Here is a 20451-nt window from a genome sequence, read left to right as displayed (position 1 = left end):
GCAAGCGTACGTCCAACCGTCGCCCGCGTCAACCATCCTCAATGACTCAGATACGGCAGCATCGGCAACAGTTGGCGGTAATCGTCGTAGGTCAACACCGTCTGCCAGTGACCGCTTGCCATACCAACCCCGATTGAGACCATAAACAGGCTCAGGGCAACTGCCGGAAAGAGCCAGACCGGCAGTGGATGTTTCCAGAACGATGGCTGCATGACCAGCACCTCCTGATGCGGACAGGCAGCTACGCAGGTCAGGCAGCCGGTGCATTCAGGCGAGACAACCTTGGTTGTGTTGTGCACGCTGATGCCTGCCGGGCAGGCCTGACTGCACTGGCGACAATCAGTGCAGGTGTGCGGGTTACGCCGGATCTTGAACGGACTCAGCAGGCTCAGCATACCGAGCAGGGCGCCGTAAGGACACAGGTAGCGGCACCAGACATTGCGATAGACCAGAGACAGCAGTGTCAGTACCGTCAGCACCGTAACGGTTGTGGCAGAAATCTGGGTAAAAAAGCGCAGCATCTTGGCATCACTGGCTGCCCAGTAAGGGGTATCCAGAAAGGCGGCAACGGCAAAGGCAGGCATATCAAGCAGAATTATCTTCACGAAGAAGAACAGCACCAGATACTTGATCCCCTGCAGCAGCAGATCAAGCGGCCTCCAGACTTTGAAATTCCGCCCCATCAGTCGTTCCCCCAGTTTACACACGGTCTCGGACAGCGTACCCACCGGACAGACCCAGGAACAGAACGACTTCTTGGCCAGCAGACTCATCAGCAGAATCGCCAGAAAGATCACCAGTGCTGCCGGATGCACCGGATGAATCTGTCCGCTGGCCAGCCAGTGCTTCAGGCTGGTCAATGCCCCGATCGGCAGAAAGCCCTCAACACCGGCTGGACGGGCAAAGAACGGCTGCGAATTACCCTGTTCAACTGCAGCTATAAACAAGCCAAAGCGGATGCCGATCCCGATGACCCAGAACAGAAACAGCCACTGCACCAGCTGGCGGATACGGGTAATGTTCCTGGCTGATATGCTTGACACACTGATGCCTCCTCGTTTTTTCCTCACAACATAACGGAGCAGAGATTGCGTGACATTGACCTAAGTCAATGAATCTGCATTATTAGTTATGGCATGATCACACAAACGATACAAATCGATCAGGCTTGTTCTGGCTTGTAATGGGGTAATTCGATAAAAGGAAGCAAAGGTGACGTATGTCGGTACTGATAACCGCGCTGAAGCGCGAACATCAAGCCTTGAAGAGTCAGGTCGCGGCCATCAAACAGGCCGGTGTGGTGTCTGCGGAGGGGTTTGCCGAGTTACAGCGTCTGCGTAGCAATTTGAAGGCCCATCTCCAGCATGAAGATCGAGATCTGTATCCACGCCTTGCAGAAGCGGCTCGCGACGACGTGAATCTGCAGATTCTGCTGGATCGCTTCCAGAACGAAATGCAGGAGATCGCCACCGATGCGGAGCGCTTTTTCGAACGCTACCCAGCGCCGGAGCAGAGCGTAGTGTTTGCCCGCGATATCGGCAGGATCTTCTCTCTGCTGGGTAACCGGATTATCACTGAGGAATCAGTCCTCTATCCCCGCATGGTGGAACTGGACCGTATCCGCTTCGGCTGAAATCGAGATGGTGAGATAAGCAGTCAGCGCTAATATCATTTGTAATAACGAGACAATTGAAAAAGCTGCATCTTCTTTTTTACCCTTGCACCAGACATCGCTTTGTCATGTTGTCGCCTCGTTACCCGATAAAGTCGTTTGACGTAACCATATTTCCTTAGATTACCCGCCCCTCGCCCTCCTCTTCATGGGTAACGCCATCCCGGATATGGTAGATCCGCTTAAAGGTAGGGATGATCTTTTCATCGTGAGTTACCACGATAACCGCTGTCTGATACTGCTGTGCCATATCATTGAGAATACGGATCACCCCCAGCGCCCGCTGACTGTCCAGCGGGGCAGTCGGCTCATCTGCTAGAACAACCGGGGGACGGTTGATCAGACCACGGGCAATGGCTACTCGCTGCTGTTCACCGCCGGAAAGCTGTGCAGGCATGGCCTTGGCGCGGTGTTCCACCTCCAGGGCGGCCAGTAGCTCCCTGGCCCGCTTGCGTGCCTCCTGATTCGGCACACCGGCCAGCATCGGCAACAGGGCTACATTATCGGTCACATCCAGAAACGGGATCAGGTAGGGCGCCTGAAAGACAAAGCCGATCCGGTCACGGCGCAGTGCCCGCAGATCCCGCACCAGCCAGCCGTTGTCATAGATCACCTCATCCCCCAGCACGATCCGTCCGCCAGTCGGGTCGATCACCGCCCCCAGGCATTTCAGCAGGGTGCTCTTGCCGGAACCGGATGGCCCCACCAGTCCGATCACCTCACCCGGCGCCACCTGCAGTTCCACCCCCTGCAAGGCATCAACCGCCGTGTCGCCATTGCCGTAGCGTTTCCTCAGTCCTTCAATCCGAATACCGGTTCCTGCCAACGTGTTATCCCCCTATCGCTTCTGCTGGATCAACCCGCAACGCCATCCGGATGGCAACCAGGCTGGCCAACGCACAGATCACCAGCACCACCAGAAAGCCGATCAGGGAATCAATCGGCACCAACAGCACGTACTTGGGGAAGTAGGGTGCTGCAAAGGTGGCGCTGATCTTGCCCACCGCAAAACCGATGATACCCAGGGCCAACGACTGCTGCATGATCATGGAGGCAATGGTGCGATTGCGGGTGCCTATCAGCTTCAAAACGGCGATCTCCCTGATTTTATCCATGGTCAGGGTGTAGATGATGAAGGCAACAATGGTGGCGCTGACCAGGGCCAGGATCACCAGAAACATGCCGATCTGCCGGGCCGAGGTGGCAATCAGCTTACCCACCAGGATCTCTTCCATCTGCGTCCTGCTGTACACGGTCAACCGCTTCCAGCGACGGATTGCTGCTGCAACCTCAGTGGGATCGTGGCCGTTTTTGACCGTCACCAGTACGGCATTGACGTAAGGGTTGCTGCTCTGCGATACCTGCACCGCGTTAAGCAGGCCGGACACACCGGGGCGGTTGAAGGCCGGATTGGCCTCGGTGCGCCGCCTGTTCTGCCAGATCGCATCATTATCCTTCAAGAACTGGGCCTCCTGGGCATCCTTGAGCGGGATAAAGACCATTGGATCACCGCTTGATGAAACCATGCGGCGGGTCAACCCCACCACAGTGTAGCCGTTACGCCGGATATCCAACTGATCGCCGATTTTAAAACCGGTGGCCAGGTCAACCACCGCCTCGTAATGGCCCCGTGTCATCTGGCGACCAGCCGTCAGATAGGTCGGCCAGCCTGGCACAGCGCCGACCTGCCCGGAAGCCACCCCCACCACCATAGAGCGCACATCCTGCTGCCCTTTTCGTACCTGCATGGTCAGATAGGTAATATTGGCGGCCTCTGCAACCCCCGGCATGGCCCGGATACCGCGATAGAGATCATCATTGATGCTGGAAGACTCGGCATAGGGGCCCAGCGTATCGCGCTGTACCACCCACAGGTCCGCACCACTGTTGTCCAGCAGGGCCATGCCGTCATCCACCATCCCCCGGTAGACACCGGCCATGACCAACGTAACCCCCAGCAACAATCCCAGACCGACACCGGTAAAGACAAACTTACCCCAACCATGCAGTATGTCCCGTCCGGCAAGACTGATCATCGCCTGCCCACCGAAAGCTTTTCAACCAGCTTGATGCGACTCTTACGGGTGAGAGCCTTGGCACTGTACAGCACCACTTGATCCCCATTCTGAAGCCCTTCCAGAATCTGTACGCGACCATCCAGATCAGTTGCCCCAGGCTTTACTGCAACAAATTCAACACCGGCCTTACTCACACGCCAGACACCGGTCCGGTTGTCCAGACGATGCAGTGCCGCATTGGGCAGAACCAGCGTTGCGGCAGCCGGCGGAAGGTCAATCGTTACCTCTGCCAGTTCGCCCAATGGAGGTAGATTTTCTGGCACACGTGCAAATAGCACTTTGGCAAGGACCTCTTCGGTGATGCTGTCGGCCTTTGGTTCAATACGGGCAATGGTGCCACTTAACAACATCCCCTTGCGTGAACGCAGCTCTATCCGTGCCGGCAAACCGGCCTTGAGCCCGTTTGCCGCGATCTGATCAAAACGGGTATTGACCCAAACCGATGCCGGATCAATCAGCTCAATCACGGTTTGCCCGGCAACCACGGTGGTGCCCGGTTCAGCCCCGCGCAGCGTTATCAGCCCGGCAACCGGGGCTACCAGGTGCAGATTACCCTGCTGTGAACGCAACCCCGTATACTCTGACTGCAGCCGGGAACGCTCTTCTCTGGCTGCAATTAGCGCAGCATCAGCGGTCTGCAATTCCTGCCGCTTGGCTGAAACTATTTCCTCGCTGGTAGCTTTGAGCGGCAACAGTTCACCATACCGTTTAGCCTGGGCATGCGCATACCGCTGCCTGGCCTCGGCATCCTGCACATTTGCCTCAGCACGCTTAACGGCTGCCTGTTGCGCCTGTAGACGATCATTAAGGTCAACCGGATCCATCTCGCCCAGTAGCTGCCCTGCTCTTACCCGGTCTCCAACCTGCACGTACAGCTGCTTGATTCTGCCTGCTGCTGTCGGACCAACCTGATAACTGTAACGGGCTTCAACCGTGCCAACACCGAACACCGCTGGCCTTATAGTCTGTGTTGAGACCGTAGCAACCATCACCTCAACCGGCGCCAGCGGGCCAGAGCGAAGGACAACGTAGAAGAACAACAGCACTAATGGAACCAGGGCTGCAAACAGGATTAACCTGCGTAGCTTTATCTTTGACGCTGACATGAGCCTCTCCAAGCAATGTAAATAATTATTCACATAGCATGCAAAAAAAATTTGCCTCTTACCGCTCCAACAAACGTCGGAAGTTACCCCAAAGTAAAGCTACCTCATCCACCAGTTTACCTTCAGCCTGATTACCGATCCAGCGCAGCACACTAAACTGGAGCATCCCCAGAATAGCAATTGTAGTCTCACGGGAAGATATCCCTTGCCGCACCGCACCTTCAGCCACGGCTGCTTCAAGCAGGCCAGCCAGGGTCGACTGAAAACTCTCGATCCGGCTGTTCATGATGTAGGCGATCCGGCCGCCAGTGGCAATACCGCCATCAGAGAATAACAGTCGCGGGATGCCAGGGTTTTTGGCAATCATCTCGGTATGAGCCATGATTACCTTTTCCAGCTTATCCAGCGGCTTGCCGCTTGAGGCAGCCAACTGCGCCGCCCGGCTGGTGACCTGACTGCCGATAAACTCCACCACCGCCTTGATCACCTCCTGCTTGTTGCGGAAGTGACGATAGATGTTGGCCTCACTCATACCGGCTGACAGCGCCACCTCATGGATGGTCAGACCACTGACTCCCAGTCTGCCGATGACATTCAGGGCCGCCTGGACGATTTCAACCTGCCTGACTTGGGTTGCCTTCTTTTCAAGCACATTTTGTGATTTCATATTTACATAACTAGGCCTAAAGCCAGAGCATGTCAAGCATCAATACATTTCACAAGTCTATGTAAGCGTTCATTTACCACTTTATTTTGCTAAATTTGACTTTCATCAAACTTGTTGCATAGTTGCTACTTGTATAGAATACCAGCATCTGGCTGGATAGCACTCACATCCTGAAGGAGGAACGAAGATGCGCGCATTGAAACGGTTTAGCAGCATGCTGATCTGTATGGTTGCCTGTCTGGCACTGATGCCGGCACTGGCACTGGCCAAACCATCCAACTGTGAGACCTGCCACGCCAAGATTTCGCCTGCCATGGTCAAGGACTTCAATCGTGGTAAGATGTCCAAAAGCCTGACCTGCGAGGCCTGTCACGGCACTGCCCACACCAGCGACAAGGATGTGGTTAAGGCACAACTGCCCACCATTGCCACCTGCAAGCAGTGCCACCCGGATCAGGCCAACCAGTATATGGACGGCAAGCATGTGCTTGGCCAGGTTGCCCTGGATGCAATGCCCCGTTCCCCCCATCAACCCAAGGCGTTCATGGCCGGCCAGAAAGGCTGCGGCGGCTGCCACACATTGGGATTGGTTGATGCCAAAGGCCGTGAGACCGAGGCCCGCAAATACTACAAGTACGGCATGGACTGCCAGAACTGCCATACCCGCCACGCCTTCTCCAAGGCCGAAGCCAACGAGCCTGAGGCCTGCCAGACCTGCCACATGGGCTTTGACCATCCCCAGTGGGAGATGTGGTCCGGTTCCAAGCATGGAACCGCCTACCTGACCAGCCGCGCCATCAACCCCGGAGCAAAGAACCGCGCACCCAAGTGCCAGACCTGCCATATGCCCAACGGTAACCACCGCGTAATGTCAGCATGGGGCTTCCTGGCTGTTCGCCTGCCAGAGGCCGATGCCGAGTGGATGGGCTATCGCGCCACTATTTTGAAAGGCATGGGTGTACTTGATCCCGCTGGCAAGCCCACCGGCCGTCTGGATGTGGTCAAGGCAGGTAAAGTGGCCCGCCTGACCAAGGAAGAGTTTGACAAAGAGCGGGGCAAGTACGTGGCGATCTGCCAGCAGTGCCACTCCCCCAACTTTGTGAAGGAAAACTTCAAAAACGCTGACCAGATGGGCAAAGAGGCAGACAAGCTATTCAGTGAAGCGATCAGTATCGTAGGTGATCTGTATCATCAGGGGATTATCAAGCAGAAAGCCGGGCAGCCGTACGCCTACCCGGATCTGCTGACCTTCTACGATGTTGATACCAAGATCGAGCAGACCCTGTATGAAATGTTCATGGATCATCGCATGAAGACCTTCCAGGGGGCATTCCATATGAACCCGGACTACACCACCTGGTACGGCTATGCCAAGATGAAGAAGGATTTGACCGAGATCCGTGAGATGGCTGAAGATATGAAGAAGAAAGCCAGCAAGAAGTAGGCTGAAATCAGAAGAGCACCAGCGACCAAGGGCTGCTGGTGCTCTTTTTTATCCAATCTGCAGGGGCTAATTCGAATCAACACATTTTTGACCACCGTCATCCTTTTTTCAAACAGGACTGCGCTATGGTTGTTTCAGAAAAACTGACTGTCTCGCCTCATTCCATAACTCAACTACTATCAACCAAAGGAGAAAACCCGTGAGCATGTTTTGTTACCAATGCCAAGAAACCGCCAAAGGGACCGGCTGCACCATCGCCGGGGTCTGCGGCAAGAAGGAAAACACTGCCAATCTGCAGGATCTGCTGGTTTTTGCCCTTAAAGGGCTCGCAGAAACTGCTGTCGAAGCCCAAAAGCAGGGAAGACTTGACAACGCAACCGGTCTGTTTATCTGCCAGGGACTCTTTGCCACCATCACCAACGCCAACTTCGATGATAGTCGGATCACCGCCCTGATCAAAGAGGCCTTTGCCAAGCGGGATATCCTCAAGCTGTCCATCGGTTTCACCAGTCATCATGATTGCGTGACCTGGAACGGCAGCGAAGCCGAGTTTGCTGCCAAGGCCAAGGAAGTTGGTGTTCTGTCGCAGCCCAACGAAGATGTCCGCTCACTGCGGGAGCTGCTGATCTACGGCCTGAAAGGGATGGCTGCCTATACCGAGCATGCCGCAATGTTGGGCTTTGAGAAGAAAGAGATCTACGAGTTCATGGTCTCTGCACTGGCATCCACCACCCAGGAGCTAACGGTTGATGAGATGATTGCCCAGGTGCTTAAGTGCGGCGAAGTGGCGGTTACCGCCATGGCCCTGCTTGATGAGGCCAACACCACCAAATACGGCAATCCTGAGATCACCAGAGTCAACATCGGGGTACGCAATAACCCCGGCATCCTGATCTCCGGCCACGACCTGCATGATATGGAAGACCTGCTGGAGCAGACCACCGGTACCGGCGTTGATGTCTACACTCACAGCGAGATGCTGCCGGCCAACTACTACCCGGCCTTCAAGAAGTACCCCCACTTTGTCGGTAACTACGGCAATGCCTGGTGGCAGCAGGACAAGGAGTTCGCCTCCTTTAACGGCCCGATCCTGATGACCACCAACTGCATCGTACCGGTTAAGGACGCCTACAAGGACCGGATCTACACCACCGGCATGGCAGGCTGGCCCGGCGCCGTGCATATCCCCGAGCGTCAGCAGGCTGGCCGCAAGGATTTCTCGGCCATCATCGCCCAGGCCAAGACCTGCCAACCACCGGTTGAGATCGAAAAAGGCGAGATCGTGGGCGGCTTTGCCCACCATCAGGTAATGGCACTGGCAGACAAGGTGGTTGAAGCGGTTAAATCCGGCGCCATCAAGCGCTTTGTGGTCATGGCCGGTTGCGATGGCCGCCACACCGGACGCAACTACTACACCGAGGTTGCCAAGGAGCTGCCGAAGGACACGGTCATCCTGACCGCAGGCTGCGCCAAGTACCGCTACAACAAGCTGGAGCTGGGCGACATCGGCGGCATCCCCCGCGTACTTGATGCCGGTCAGTGCAACGATTCTTACTCCCTGGCCTACATCGCCCTGCAACTGAAGCAGGTCTTCGGCCTGGAGGACATCAACGACCTGCCGATCTCCTACGACATCGCCTGGTACGAGCAGAAGGCGGTGGTGGTGCTGCTGGCCCTGTTGTACCTGGGGGTCAAGCATATCCGCCTCGGACCCACCCTGCCCGGCTTCCTGTCACCCAACGTAGCCAAGGTGCTGGTGGAAAACTTTGACATCAAGCCGATCGGCACCGTTGCTGACGATGTCGCTGCGATCATGGCCGGTAACTAGTCTAAAACACAGGGAACTGAAACAGCGGAAAGCACCCGGACTTTCCGCTGTTCTCATACGTTTCATGTAATCAGCAGGTAAACGGTGATACTGGATGGCGGTCATGAGACCCCCATCATCCATGCGGTCTGCTACTTGTCAAAGAAGAAAGGGGGTGAAGGGATGGGATCATTTCTTAGCGGTAAACGTCTCAAATATGTCGCCATCGCTGCTATTTCAGCAGCGCTGATCGGCCTGTTTGTGATGCTTGGCCCGCCAAAACTGCTGGCAAAGTCGGAATCTCCCGATTTTTGCGCCAGTTGTCACGTCATGGAAGCACAACATACTGCCTTTATGCATGCAGGAGCCCATCGCCGTTTCAAGTGCGTGGACTGCCATCTGCCCAACGATGGCCTGGCCAGTCACTACATCTGGAAGTCTATCGACGGCATGAAAGACGTACTGTTCTTCTATTCCGGCAAGGTGCCGGAGAAGATCACGCTGTCTGAACATGGCGCCAAGGTGGTCAAGGCCAACTGCGTCAGGTGCCACGAAACACTGGTATCCCAGATGGATACGTCACGTAATTGCTGGAGCTGTCACCGCCGGGTAACCCATACCGGAACCGGTGCTATCTCTGTAAACCCGATTTAACCCCATCAATTCAGGAGGATTGAGTATGAAAATGAAACTGCTTGTCGCCCTCATGGCTGCTGCTTTGTGTGGGGCCATGACCACCGCCTGTGCTCCGCCCAAGGCAGAGAAGGCAACAATTGCCCCGATTCCGGACGGCACGGTTGACCCGGCGGTCTGGGGTAAGAACTACCCTGAAGAGTACGAGACCTGGAAAGCCACCGCCCAGCCCACCCCGGAAGGCAAGAGCAAGTACAAGAAAGGTAATGACGGCGGCAAGGTCTATGACAAGCTGTCTGAATACCCCTTCAACGCCCTGCTGTTCAACGGTTGGGGCTTTGGTATTGAGTACAACGAGCCCCGTGGCCACGTCCACATGATGAAGGATCAAGCAGAGATCGACCCTTCCCGCGTCAAGGCCGGTGGCGCCTGTCTGACCTGCAAGACCCCTTACGCCCCGCAACTGGCTGAAAAACATGGTGTAGCCGGTTACTTCTCCGCCACCTATAAAGATGCCGTCAACCTGATCCCCAAAGAGCATCAGGAGATGGGCGTAGCCTGTATTGACTGTCACAACAACAAGGATATGGGCTTAAAGATCTCCCGTGGCTTTACCCTCTCCAAGGCACTTGACAAACTGGGTGTTGACCAGAGCAAACTGACCAACCAGGATAAACGCACCCTGGTCTGCGCCCAGTGCCATGTCAGTTACATCATCCCTAAAGATGAAAACATGAAATCTCAGAATGTCTTCTTTCCTTGGGAAGGCAGCAAAATGGGTAACATCCCGATCGAAAACATCATCAAGAAGATTCGCAGCGACAAATCCCACGGTGAATGGACCCAGGCCGTTACCGGCTTCAAGATGGCCTACATCCGTCACCCTGAATTTGAGATGTATTCCACCAAGAGCGTACACTGGATGGCTGGCGTTTCCTGTGCTGACTGCCACATGCCGTACACCAAGGTGGGCAGCAAGAAGATCTCTGACCACCGGATCATGAGCCCGCTCAAGAACGACTTCAAGGCCTGCAAACAGTGCCACAGTGAGTCTTCCGAATGGCTGAAGAATCAGGTCATCACCATTCAGGACCGGGCTGCCTCCCAGTTCATCCGTTCCGGCTATGCCCTGGCTACGGTAGCCAAACTGTTTGAAATGACCCACAAGCAGCAGGCAGCCGGCAAGCAGATTGACAAGGCACTCTATGAGCAGGCCAAGGATCATTACATGGAAGGATTCTACCGCAACCTGTTCTTTGGGGCTGAAAACTCGGTAGGTTTCCACAACCCCACCGAAGCGATGCGAATCCTGGGCGACGCAACGATGCATGCCGTCAAGGCCGAGGCCATGTTGCGTCAGGCCCTGACCAAGGCTGGTGTTGACGTACCGGTCAAGGTTGACCTTGAATTGGCCAAATACACCAACAACCGCGGCGCCAAGAAGCTGATGTTCAAACCAGAACAGGAACTGAAGGATCCCTACGGGCCGCAGAAGTAAGCACAAACACTACACGCGTAAAACATAGCGGACTGCCGGTATCGGTAGTCCGCTATGGCTGTAATTTGACTTATATCAAGGAATCTGTGCCGGAATCATTGTATACAATCACCGATACACATCCATTTCCCAAGAATGCCCCGGAGGAGTCCCATGCTCAAGAACCTCAGCATCCGCATCAAACTGTTACTTCTGCTTTTGCTACCGGTGCTCGGACTGCTCTTTTTTTCAGGTCGTGAGGTTCTTGATAAGTATGCAACCCTGCAGGACATCAGACAGACAGAGCAACTGATCGGGCTCTCGGTACGCACCGGTGCACTGGTACATGAGCTGCAGAAAGAACGGGGGCTTTCTTCCGGCTTTATAAATGCAAAAGGCGAAAAATTCAGATCAGAACTGGCTAAACAGCGTGGACTTTGCGATGAGCAGTTCAAGCAGCTGGCAGCATTCATCGCTGCCACTCCTGATGCGGCAACAATCGTCAGGCAGGCCCTTGATGCCGCAGCAAAACAGCAGGAAAAACTCTCAGATATCCGTAACAAGGTTGATGCACTGACAATTGAAGGCAAGGAGTCGTTTGCGTTTTATACCGCCATTAACTACTCCTACCTGGATGTGGTTGCAGCAGTGGGACGCAGCAGCAAGGAGCCGACACTGATGCGCGCCGCCATTGCCTATTTTGCCTTTTCAAAGGTTAAGGAGGAGATGGGCAAGGAACGGGCCACACTGAATGCCGTCATTGCCGGCAATGCCTTTAGTGATGAGACCTACCAGCGCACCTTCGGCATCCTTTCCGCACAAAAAAGCTTTATGGAAGGATTCCGCAAGTTCGGATCACGCACCGCAGTCACAACCTATGATGAAAAGGCACAGTCTGAATCATTCAAAAAGGTAGATGAACTGCGCAACGCCGTGCTTGCAAAGGGGATGGCCGGTAACTTTGAAATCACGCCGGAAACCTGGTTTAGCGCCATTACCGCCAAAATTGATCAGATGAAAGAGATCGAAGACGGGATCGCAAAAGGGATCTTGCAACAGGCATCCGACCAGGCAGGCACAGCCCGCCTGGCGCTGATTTTAAGTATTGCCATATCACTGGTAATGGCTGTCCTGACCCTGCTGCTCAGCCTGCTGATTGTCGGCAGCATTACCGGACCGTTGCGCAAGCTGGTAGAGATGCTGCAGGATATCGCCCAGGGCGAGGGAGACCTGACCCGGCGTCTGGATGCCAACCGCAAGGATGAGTTTGGCGAAGTAAGCCACTGGTTTAACCGCTTTGTTGAGAATATCCACTCCATCATCTCCCAGGCTTCCAGCACGACTGTGCAGGTGGCCACTGCCTCAAACCAGTTGCATAGCACTGCCGAGCAGATCGCGACAGCCGCCGAAGAGGTGGCCTGCCAGTCAGCCACGGTTGCCACAGCCAGTGAAGAGATGTCAGCCACCTCCAACGACATCTCCCGCAACTGCAGTCTGGCATCAGATGTCGCCAACCGTGCCAGCGAGATGGCCCAGGATGGCGCCTGCGTGGTACAGGAAACCATTGCAGGCATGCAGACCATTGCAGACAAGGTACGGGAATCCGCCCGTACGGTTGAGGCGCTGGGAGCCCGCTCAGACCAGATCGGGGCCATTGTAGGAACCATTGAGGATATCGCCGACCAGACTAACCTGCTGGCCCTGAACGCGGCCATTGAGGCGGCCCGGGCCGGTGAGATGGGACGGGGCTTTGCTGTGGTTGCCGATGAAGTACGGGCCCTGGCAGAGCGGACGACCCGCGCCACCCGCGAGATTGGCGAGATGATCAAGGCGATCCAGCAGGAAACAGGTGGCGCCGTGGTCTCAATGGAACAGGGGGTTGCAGAGGTGGAGAAAGGGATGGACAGCTCACGCCGTTCCGGCGACGCCCTGCAACAGATTCTGGAAGGGATCAGCGAAGTTACCCTGCAGGTACACCAGATCGCCACGGCAGCTGAAGAACAGACCGCCGTCACCGGCGAGATCTCCAGCAATATCCACCAGATCACCGATGTCGTACAGCAGACCGCCAACGGTGCCCATCAAACCGCCGGTGCAGCGTCGGAACTATCCGGCCTGGCGAAAGATCTTGAAGGACTGGTGGGACGATTCAAGCTATAGCCTTCCACAGCGTTAAAATCAAACGGGCAGCCCCGGCAGGAGCTGCCCGAAGCCGGATCAGCAGCGAGTTGACATTATTCGATTCCGCGGCATACTTCACTGGCAGCAGACAGCGGCACCCTTTGAGTGACGTCAAGGCGAACAGCAAGGAACTTTTATGGCCTTATCAAGCATAAAAAAGCGAATTCTGTTCAGTGTCGTGTTTTTTCTCGGGCTTGTTTTCAGCATCACCGCCATCGGCACCTATGCCTATTTTCGGCATGAGACCACCCACCTGATCCACGAGCAGCAGTTTGCCCTGCTCTCCGGCGTGGCAACTGGGTTGGATGACAAACTGTCCACCGCCCATAACGCCCTGATTACCGCTGCGACCTCAATCCCCCAAGATCTGCTCAACAGCCCGGAAAAGGCCCAGGCCTGGCTGGATAACCGGCTTGGCCTGAAAGGCATCTTTGCCAGCGGACGGTTCCTGTTTACCCCGGAAGGGCGGCTCCTGGTTGAATCCCCTCAACTGCCGAAACGCCGTGGACATGATTTTTCCTCACGGGAATACTACCAAACAACCGTTTCCACCGACAAACCCTACATATCACTGCCCTACCCCTCGTCCAAGCATGGCCGCCCAGCCATCATGATGACGGCGCCGATCTATGCTTCAGACGGACGTCTGCGAGCCATTATGGGTGGCACCCTTGACCTGTTATCCGAGCGCAACTTCTTCAGTGAGCTGCCCCGGATAAAGATCGGCAAGACCGGTTATCTCTACCTGACCGGCCCTGAACGCACCATGATCATTCACCCCGATCCGGGCCGTATCATGAAGCAGGCTGCACCGCCAGGTGCCAACCGCTATTACGACAAGGCGCTTGAGGGTTTTGAAGGCAGTGGCGAAACGGTCAACAGTCGCGGTTTGCATGTCATCGCTTCATTTAAACGGCTTAAGACAACCAACTGGATTCTGGCGTCCAACTACCCGGTTGCCGAGGCCTATCAACCGATTGCACGTTTCAGGATGATCTATCTGGCCGGTATCTGCATTGCCTTGTTGGGCGGTGCGGCCGGAGCCTGGTGGCTGGCCGCCAGAATCACCCGGCATCTGCGCAGGCTTACCACTGCCATCACCACTATTGATCCCCATCAACTGAAACAGGCCAGCCCGGTACAGGTTCAAACCGGTGACGAGGTGGAACAGCTGGCCGATGCCTTCAATGCACTGCTTGTTCAGGTCAGCACCGCAAACCAGCAGCTGGTACAGGCGCAACAGCTTACCCACACCGGTTCATGGGAACATGATCACCGTACAGGCCGACTGATCTGGTCAGCCGAAACATTCAGAATCTTTGAAAAAGACCCGCATCAGTTCAAACCAGGCTTTGACAGCGTCATAGAGGCCATGCACCCGGATGACCGGGACCGGGTGGTGCAGGCCTACTCGGCCTCGCTGAAGCAGCAGAGCAGCTACAATGTTACCCACCGGCTGTTGATGCCGGATGGCCGGATCAAGCATATCCATGAACAATGTGAAACCTGCTTTGATGAGGCGGGCAACCCAGTCCGCTCGATCGGAACAGCCCAGGACATTACTGAGCAGATAAGCCGGAAAAGACGTCAGGAGCTGCTGTTCCGGGCCATTACCGAAAGCGGACTGGGCATACTGTTGATTGATCACGATTACACCATCCGTTACATGAACTCTGCCCTCAAAAGCAGCTATGGCGAACAGACCGGCAAGCTCTGCCATACGGTGCTGGGCAGATCAGAGACCCCCTGCAGTTACTGTCACTTTGATGAGCGCCTGTCTGATGGCAGCAGCGTCACCAAGGAGATCTCCCATCCCGACGGCACCATCTTCAGCGTTGTCACCATGCCGTTCATGGACAGCGATGGCACCCCCTGCATGCTGGAGCTGATGCGGGATATCACCAAAGAGGCCAAGCTTAATCAAAGCCTGCGGGAGTCGGAGGAAAAATTTTCAACGGCATTCAGGGCCAACCCGGCCTTAATGGCCATCAGTACGCTTGAAGAGGGCATTATCCTTGACATTAACACGGCATTCAGCTCCCTGCTTGGTTTCACCAGAGGCGAGGTCATCGGCAAGAGTTCAAAGGAGCTGGAGATACTCGAAGATTTTTCTCAACGCCAGGCCATACATGACCTGCTGCTTGAGCAGGGCTGCGTGCGTAACCACCCCATTGATGTCAGAACAAAATCAGGTGCGCTTTGCAACGGACTTTATTCGGCCGATGTGATCAGGTTCCAGGATCAAAAACTGGTTCTGTCCGTATTGCTGGATATTACCGAGCGTGTGCAGGCTGAAAAGGAGCTGGAAAAGACCAGACAGGCGGCAGAGGCCGCTAATCGGGCAAAAAGCGAATTTCTCTCCAATATGAGCCATGAAATCCGTACACCAATGAACGGCGTGGTCGGCATGGCTGAACTTCTGCAGTATACCGACCTGACCACAGAGCAGCAGGAATATCTGAACTGTATCAAGATCTCGGCCGACAACCTGCTCACACTGATCAACGACATCCTTGACCTCTCCAAGATCGAGGCAGGCATGATCGAGCTGGAGTATACCGGTTTCTCATTACGCAAGACCATCAGCGACATCACCACCACCCAGCTGTCATTCATCCACCGCAAACACCTCCAGCTTGAGACACGTATCCCGGCAGAGCTGCCGGACCTTCTCTGTGGTGATCAGCTCAGGTTCAAGCAGATCCTGCTCAACCTGCTGAATAACGCCATCAAATTTACTGATCAGGGCAGTGTTACCATCGCTGCCGAACTTTTGAAACAGCAGGAGAGCTACGCCCTGATCCGTATCAGTGTCACGGATACAGGTATTGGCATCTCTCCCGAGGCTCGGGACAAAATCTTTGCCCCCTTTACGCAGGCAGACAGTTCCACCACCCGTAAATATGGCGGAACAGGACTAGGACTCACCATTTGCCGGCAGCTGGCCGAACTGATGGGTGGCACCATCTGGCTTGAAAGCCGGCCGGGCCAAGGCAGCAGCTTCCATCTTGAACTGCCGTTTACGCTCATGCATAGCCATGAAAACCAGACCAGATCAAAACCACAGATTGAGCCGATGCAGACCGGAACCCCGCTTACCATACTGGTTGCCGAAGATAACCCGCTGAACCTGCAGACCGTTGAGCTCATCCTCAAAAAACTGGGACACCACCCGGTAAGTACCCGCAATGGCCATGAAGCTGTTGAACGTTGGAGAAAGGGAGATATCGATCTGATCCTGATGGATATACAGATGCCGGTACTGGGTGGAGCAGATGCCGTTACGATGATACGGAGGGACGAGCTGGCAATGAACAGGCATACTCCCGTTGTTGCGCTGACTGCCGATGCCTTGAAAGGTACTGAGGAATGGTTGCTTGCCGAGGGGTTTGATGGCTATCTTGCAAAACCGATTGAAATCATGAAAATCCGGGATGTGCTGAAGCTGGCAACGGAGAGAGCGGCCCGGAAGAACTGAAACCTGATATCCGGTCAATCAAACGGGCAGCCCCCAAGAAGAACCACCCGCTCGATCTTGTTCCTGCGCTGACGAGCATCAGCAGACCACCTCTTTAACCCCCCTGATAATCGCAACCTGACGCTGAAAGATATACTGTGAGATCTGGCTTTCAAGCTGCTTTTCAGGGCTGATGGCAAAACGGTAACTGTAGGGTGGAGCGTCACCGGCGACACCGATCAGGATCGCCGGGAGACGGGCGTTGATCGCCTGGCCTGTTTCAGGGCTTCTGAGTATAAACTGTACGGTTGTTTCGGCACCGGGCTCCAGAGGGCAGGAATGGTCTATCAGGACATTCAGTCCGGAGAGCGAGATATCGTACAACTGCCCCTCAATTCTCCCCAGTGGTGATTCAATCAAAACCGGGTCCTGAGAATCCACCGCAACCCTGACAAAACTCCGGTGTTCGGCCATGATCTCAACGTAGGAGAACCGCACAAAGGCTGCGGCCCTCTTACTGACATTGACATACTGTGCCTGGGCAAACAGGGCATGCTTGAACAGGGGACTTCGTATGAAGGTTGAGTGGGTCTGCTCAATGGTAAAGGCCTGCACCTCATGCAGATCCAGATCGACAATCCCCTTGCTGATGGAGGCGATGGTTGCCGGATAGGACAGTGGAATCCCCTGATAATAGTTGATCAGCTTGAGAGGCTGTTTGAGGTTTGCCTGCAGTATGGCAAGGATCTCAGCCTGGTCTTCGTCAAAGCTCTTTTGGATCCGGGTGCTGTAAAGATCAGTAATGTTCATGGCGTTCCTGTTGGCTGGGACTGCTGGTGACCGGAATTCCCCCGACTATCGCTCACACGGTTAGGCACAGACCACCTGCATATCCGTTTCCAATTTTGCCAGCTCCGGATCCCCCACCCTCAGCAGCGAGATCTCAGGCAGGGCATCCGGAGGTTGCACCAGCCGTGGATACAGGTTGAGGTTGTACTGCATGCTGTTGAAGTTGACCAGCCGGACAATGGCCAGCAGGGTATCAGCAGGATCAAAGGTCTCGGCGTGATGGTGTGCAGCAATAGCACAATACAGGGGTGGGATATCCCAGTGGTTCATGATGCGGACCCCCTGCTCAACATGCATATCGGAAAAGACATCCAGCAGGGTTTCAAGATCCAGTTCAAAACTGATCTCCCGGGACAGGCTGATCCGCTCCATCGCCTTCAGCAGATAGAGCTTGCCGATATCATGCAGCAGACCTGCCAGGTAGGCCTGATCTGCCAGCTCACGGTGGCCGCTGCTGACAGCCAGGGAACGACAGCCCAGTGCGCAGGCGTGGGAATGCAGCCAGAGATGCCGCATCACCTCATTCACCACCGGATTTTCGGAGGCGTGCAGAGCGGCCTGTGAGGCAGCCATTGCCAGACTGGTAATCTGTTTTCCCCCCAGGCGATTGACGGCATCCTTAATGGTTTCAGAGCGGGCACGCCCGACATAGGCGGATGAATTGGCCATCCTGAGCACCTGAATCGATAGCCCCTGGTCCTTCTGGATGATCTCGGTGACATGGTCGATTTCAACAGTCGGATCGGCCAACAGCTGGAGCAGCTCCAGGGCGACCGGATTGAAGACCGGCAGTTCAATCGGCTGCAGGCAGATCTGGTAACGAAGATCAAGCGAGAACCCCATGCAATCCTCCTTGGCACAACCTGCCCCCCTGCAGGCCTTGCCGCACGGCCTTAAACCACAGTCAAGCAGGTATGAACGGTGCCATACAAATCTAAAAAACGTCTAACCAATCTGTTTGATTGATGAAAGCTATCATTGCACGATTAACCTGTTTTGGGTGCAAAAAAATCACACACTGTTTCAAAAACTCCCGGGACCGCAGCTGATGGCAGAACGAAACCGGGCAGCCCCCCTGGAGGGAGCTGCCCGTCTCAACCTTACACCATCAATATAATCAATAATCTATCCCGGCAGCCTGTATGCTGCGCGGGTCACTGGCATGGCAGGGGGTCACCCCGTAGACCATGCCGCATTGCGGGCAGCGGTCTTCCATGGTCTTCATCTGAAAGGCTGTCCCGCAGCCTTCACAGACCAGCCGGGTCTCAACCGGCATGGCCATCCCGCTGTAGCCCATCATCCGCAGTTTATCAACCACCCCTGCTCCACCACCAAAACTACCGTCACATCCCTGATGCATGTCCGTATCTCCTTTTCTCTGTATTAGAGTTCCTCAAGCGTTTCCCCGAACCTGATCCTGTTACGCAGGGCCAGCAGGGTGTTATCCAGCTCTTCCAGCCTGGACAGATTCTTCCGTTCTGCATCGCTTGATGCAATGATCTTGGCAATGCCGCCGTTTTTGATCACCAGCCGTTTATCCCCCATCAGCGCCAGGATCGGGTCATGGGTAGCCATCAGGATGATTTTTTCCTGCTTCACCAGCAATTCCAGCGCCTTTTTACGATCAATACCGGCATTCTCAATCTCGTCGATCAGCACGATCGGTGACTTGCTCAGGATCGCCATATCGGCGATCATCAGGGCGCGGGACTGCCCGCCGCTGAGCGAGGTGACCGGTGTATCCGGCTTGAACTGTTCACCGGCCAGCTGATTGGCCTGTTCCAGAATCCTGACCACCTTTTCTTCCGGATCAGGCACCAGGCGGCTTTCCGCATGCATCCGCACGAACTCCTCGGCGGTCAGGTCCATGACAAAGTTCATGTTCTGGGACAGCTGGGCCACCAGTTTATGTTCGGTTGAGAAACGCCACTTGTTGTCCGGCACACTGTTGTTGATCAGGATTTTGCGCCTGGTGGGGGTATCCCCCTGGGCCACCCACTCGATATCAGCCAGCAGGCGACTCTTGCCGGAACCGGTGGGACCGACGATGCAGATCACCTCTCCCGGCCTGAGCGTCAGTTCCAACTGTTCAGCAGTTCCGGTCTTGTCAAAACCGCCGATGATGGTCAGCGACTCCACCTTTTCAGCAGCCTCATCCAGGGCCAGCATACCGGCCATAAAGTCATGCAGGCTCTGTTGCAGCTGCTCCTGGCTGATACCCAGATCAAGCAGCTGATCAGGGTCAAGCCGATCCAGGTACTGGTGCAAAGGCTGTTCCGTGACCGGTAGCTGCAGGCCGAATGAGCTGAAGAAATCCTCCAGCCAGGGGTAGTCGGCCAGCAACTGCTTCAAGGGTTGTAGTAAAAGATCCTGGTAGTTCATATTCAAGACTCCATCTTGCGCACATTGCCGGTCTGATATTCATCACCGATCCGCGTCTCACCCAGACAGTAGGAGCAGAGTGCCGACGGCATGGAGAAACGCAGCCGCATCCCCTTCAGGGTCTCGATATCCGAGGCCTCTTCAAACAGGGTAGTCAGCTCAAAGGCCCCCTGGCCGGTAATGCCGTTGATGTTCATGATCACCGCGCCGGGGTTGACCTGCTTGACCCGTGAGGCAAACACCTCCCGCTCGGCCTGGGAGACAATATCACCCTTGGTGATCACCACGATATCGGCCGATTTCAGCATCGGCCCGATCTTACGCGGGGTATTGATGCCGCTTAAGTTGTCGATCACGCAGACGGCCGTGATATCCTTGATATGGGGAGAACAGCGGTTGCAGAGACCGGCAGATTCGCTGATCAGAAAATCGCAATCGTTCTCGACGCCCCATTTGACACAGGCCTCGATGTTACTGACAAAGTAGTGATCCGGGCACTGGGAGCCCGAGAGCCCCTTCTTGACCAGCACCCCCTTCTTGGCGTAGCGCAGGTCATCCTCAGTCATCAGGCAGTCATACTTGACCACCCCGATCTTTTGCTGCTTGGCCTGCAGCGCCTCAATCACCCGCAGGATTACCGAGGTCTTGCCGGACGATGGCGGGCCGGATACGGTCAGAAAATGCATGATTGTTCTCCT

The 20451-nt window shown here is 55.3% G+C and carries 17 protein-coding genes; 7 read left to right on the top strand and 10 right to left on the bottom strand.

The annotated features are described in order from the left end of the window. Positions 1 to 38 precede the first annotated feature (38 nt). On the bottom strand, positions 39 to 1043 hold the full coding sequence (locus FY034_RS04335) for a 4Fe-4S binding protein (protein WP_265554006.1): 1005 nt from the start codon (positions 1041 to 1043) through the stop codon (positions 39 to 41). 176 nt (positions 1044 to 1219) lie between these two features. Here FY034_RS04335 and FY034_RS04330 point away from each other — a divergent pair, with 176 nt between their 5' ends. Further along, positions 1220 to 1633: a hemerythrin domain-containing protein gene (locus FY034_RS04330; RefSeq protein ID WP_265554004.1), complete on the top strand. Its 414-nt coding sequence runs from the start codon at positions 1220 to 1222 to the stop codon at positions 1631 to 1633. Between the two features lie 157 nt (positions 1634 to 1790). On the opposite strand, the gene FY034_RS04325 is transcribed toward FY034_RS04330, so the two are convergent. The 4 genes from FY034_RS04325 to FY034_RS04310 are packed head-to-tail and all read right to left on the bottom strand — an operon-like array spanning position 1791 to position 5523. Beyond that, positions 1791 to 2498: an ABC transporter ATP-binding protein gene (locus FY034_RS04325; RefSeq protein WP_265554002.1), complete on the bottom strand. Its 708-nt coding sequence runs from the start codon at positions 2496 to 2498 to the stop codon at positions 1791 to 1793. Between the two features lie 4 nt (positions 2499 to 2502). Further along, the gene (locus FY034_RS04320; protein ID WP_265554000.1) at positions 2503 to 3708 is read right to left on the bottom strand and encodes an ABC transporter permease; all 1206 of its coding nucleotides are present in this window, start codon (positions 3706 to 3708) and stop codon (positions 2503 to 2505) included. After that, positions 3705 to 4856, bottom strand: coding sequence for an efflux RND transporter periplasmic adaptor subunit (locus tag FY034_RS04315; RefSeq protein ID WP_265553999.1), 1152 nt, complete (start codon positions 4854 to 4856; stop codon positions 3705 to 3707). The genes FY034_RS04320 and FY034_RS04315 overlap by 4 nt, the downstream gene beginning before the upstream one ends. A 58-nt stretch (positions 4857 to 4914) precedes the next feature. After that, the gene (locus FY034_RS04310; RefSeq protein WP_265553997.1) at positions 4915 to 5523 is read right to left on the bottom strand and encodes a TetR/AcrR family transcriptional regulator; all 609 of its coding nucleotides are present in this window, start codon (positions 5521 to 5523) and stop codon (positions 4915 to 4917) included. A gap of 187 nt (positions 5524 to 5710) precedes the next feature. On the opposite strand from FY034_RS04310, the gene FY034_RS04305 reads away from it, so the two are divergent. The 6 genes from FY034_RS04305 to FY034_RS04280 all read left to right on the top strand — a co-directional run bounded on the left by FY034_RS04305 (position 5711) and on the right by FY034_RS04280 (position 16543). After that, positions 5711 to 6967 (top strand): multiheme c-type cytochrome, encoded by a 1257-nt coding sequence (locus FY034_RS04305; protein ID WP_265553995.1) that lies wholly within the window; start codon positions 5711 to 5713, stop codon positions 6965 to 6967. A gap of 205 nt (positions 6968 to 7172) precedes the next feature. Continuing rightward, a complete protein-coding gene (gene hcp / locus FY034_RS04300; RefSeq protein WP_265555216.1) occupies positions 7173 to 8795 on the top strand; it encodes a hydroxylamine reductase in 1623 nt (540 codons plus the stop codon). 84 nt (positions 8796 to 8879) lie between these two features. Then, positions 8880 to 9428: a cytochrome c nitrite reductase small subunit gene (gene nrfH / locus FY034_RS04295; protein ID WP_322573236.1), complete on the top strand. Its 549-nt coding sequence runs from the start codon at positions 8880 to 8882 to the stop codon at positions 9426 to 9428. A 31-nt stretch (positions 9429 to 9459) separates the two neighbouring features. Beyond that, positions 9460 to 10905, top strand: a complete 1446-nt coding sequence (locus FY034_RS04290) for an ammonia-forming cytochrome c nitrite reductase subunit c552 (protein ID WP_416222778.1) — start codon at positions 9460 to 9462, stop codon at positions 10903 to 10905. A 153-nt stretch (positions 10906 to 11058) separates the two neighbouring features. Beyond that, the gene (locus FY034_RS04285; protein WP_265553992.1) at positions 11059 to 13044 is read left to right on the top strand and encodes a methyl-accepting chemotaxis protein; all 1986 of its coding nucleotides are present in this window, start codon (positions 11059 to 11061) and stop codon (positions 13042 to 13044) included. A 157-nt stretch (positions 13045 to 13201) separates the two neighbouring features. Further along, positions 13202 to 16543, top strand: coding sequence for an ATP-binding protein (locus tag FY034_RS04280; RefSeq protein ID WP_265553991.1), 3342 nt, complete (start codon positions 13202 to 13204; stop codon positions 16541 to 16543). Between the two features lie 78 nt (positions 16544 to 16621). Here the strand turns inward: FY034_RS04280 and FY034_RS04275 are convergent, their stop codons facing one another. The 5 genes from FY034_RS04275 to FY034_RS04255 form a co-directional block, all read right to left on the bottom strand. Then, positions 16622 to 17332: a PilZ domain-containing protein gene (locus tag FY034_RS04275; protein WP_265553990.1), complete on the bottom strand. Its 711-nt coding sequence runs from the start codon at positions 17330 to 17332 to the stop codon at positions 16622 to 16624. A gap of 60 nt (positions 17333 to 17392) precedes the next feature. Continuing rightward, the gene (locus FY034_RS04270) at positions 17393 to 18214 is read right to left on the bottom strand and encodes an HDOD domain-containing protein (protein ID WP_265553988.1); all 822 of its coding nucleotides are present in this window, start codon (positions 18212 to 18214) and stop codon (positions 17393 to 17395) included. A 274-nt stretch (positions 18215 to 18488) separates the two neighbouring features. Further along, positions 18489 to 18731: a hypothetical protein gene (locus FY034_RS04265; RefSeq protein WP_265553987.1), complete on the bottom strand. Its 243-nt coding sequence runs from the start codon at positions 18729 to 18731 to the stop codon at positions 18489 to 18491. Between the two features lie 23 nt (positions 18732 to 18754). Then, positions 18755 to 19753 (bottom strand): ATP-binding cassette domain-containing protein, encoded by a 999-nt coding sequence (locus FY034_RS04260; RefSeq protein WP_265553986.1) that lies wholly within the window; start codon positions 19751 to 19753, stop codon positions 18755 to 18757. Positions 19754 to 19755: 2 nt separating this feature from the next. After that, entirely contained in the window at positions 19756 to 20439 is a 684-nt protein-coding gene (locus FY034_RS04255; protein ID WP_265553984.1) for a GTP-binding protein, read from the bottom strand. Positions 20440 to 20451: the final 12 nt, after the last annotated feature.

It is taken from the genome of Trichlorobacter lovleyi, assembly GCF_015239775.1.
In the GTDB taxonomy this organism is placed as follows: Bacteria; Desulfobacterota; Desulfuromonadia; order Geobacterales; family Pseudopelobacteraceae; genus Trichlorobacter; species Trichlorobacter lovleyi_B.
This window is presented reverse-complemented; position numbering and strand designations above follow the sequence as displayed.

Excerpts from the sequence above, each read along its gene's own strand:
- FY034_RS04260 (WP_265553986.1), bottom strand. The coding sequence starts at position 19,753 with ATGAACTACCAGGATCTTTTACTACAACCCTTGAAGCAGTTGCTGGCC.
- FY034_RS04315 (WP_265553999.1), bottom strand. The coding sequence starts at position 4,856 with ATGTCAGCGTCAAAGATAAAGCTACGCAGGTTAATCCTGTTTGCAGCC.
- FY034_RS04320 (WP_265554000.1), bottom strand. The coding sequence starts at position 3,708 with ATGATCAGTCTTGCCGGACGGGACATACTGCATGGTTGGGGTAAGTTT.
- FY034_RS04285 (WP_265553992.1), top strand. The coding sequence starts at position 11,059 with ATGCTCAAGAACCTCAGCATCCGCATCAAACTGTTACTTCTGCTTTTG.
- FY034_RS04265 (WP_265553987.1), bottom strand. The coding sequence starts at position 18,731 with ATGCATCAGGGATGTGACGGTAGTTTTGGTGGTGGAGCAGGGGTGGTT.
- FY034_RS04270 (WP_265553988.1), bottom strand. The coding sequence starts at position 18,214 with ATGGGGTTCTCGCTTGATCTTCGTTACCAGATCTGCCTGCAGCCGATT.
- FY034_RS04305 (WP_265553995.1), top strand. The coding sequence starts at position 5,711 with ATGCGCGCATTGAAACGGTTTAGCAGCATGCTGATCTGTATGGTTGCC.
- FY034_RS04310 (WP_265553997.1), bottom strand. The coding sequence starts at position 5,523 with ATGAAATCACAAAATGTGCTTGAAAAGAAGGCAACCCAAGTCAGGCAG.
- FY034_RS04275 (WP_265553990.1), bottom strand. The coding sequence starts at position 17,332 with ATGAACATTACTGATCTTTACAGCACCCGGATCCAAAAGAGCTTTGAC.
- FY034_RS04255 (WP_265553984.1), bottom strand. The coding sequence starts at position 20,439 with ATGCATTTTCTGACCGTATCCGGCCCGCCATCGTCCGGCAAGACCTCG.
- FY034_RS04280 (WP_265553991.1), top strand. The coding sequence starts at position 13,202 with ATGGCCTTATCAAGCATAAAAAAGCGAATTCTGTTCAGTGTCGTGTTT.
- FY034_RS04290 (WP_416222778.1), top strand. The coding sequence starts at position 9,460 with ATGAAACTGCTTGTCGCCCTCATGGCTGCTGCTTTGTGTGGGGCCATG.
- FY034_RS04330 (WP_265554004.1), top strand. The coding sequence starts at position 1,220 with ATGTCGGTACTGATAACCGCGCTGAAGCGCGAACATCAAGCCTTGAAG.
- hcp (WP_265555216.1), top strand. The coding sequence starts at position 7,173 with ATGTTTTGTTACCAATGCCAAGAAACCGCCAAAGGGACCGGCTGCACC.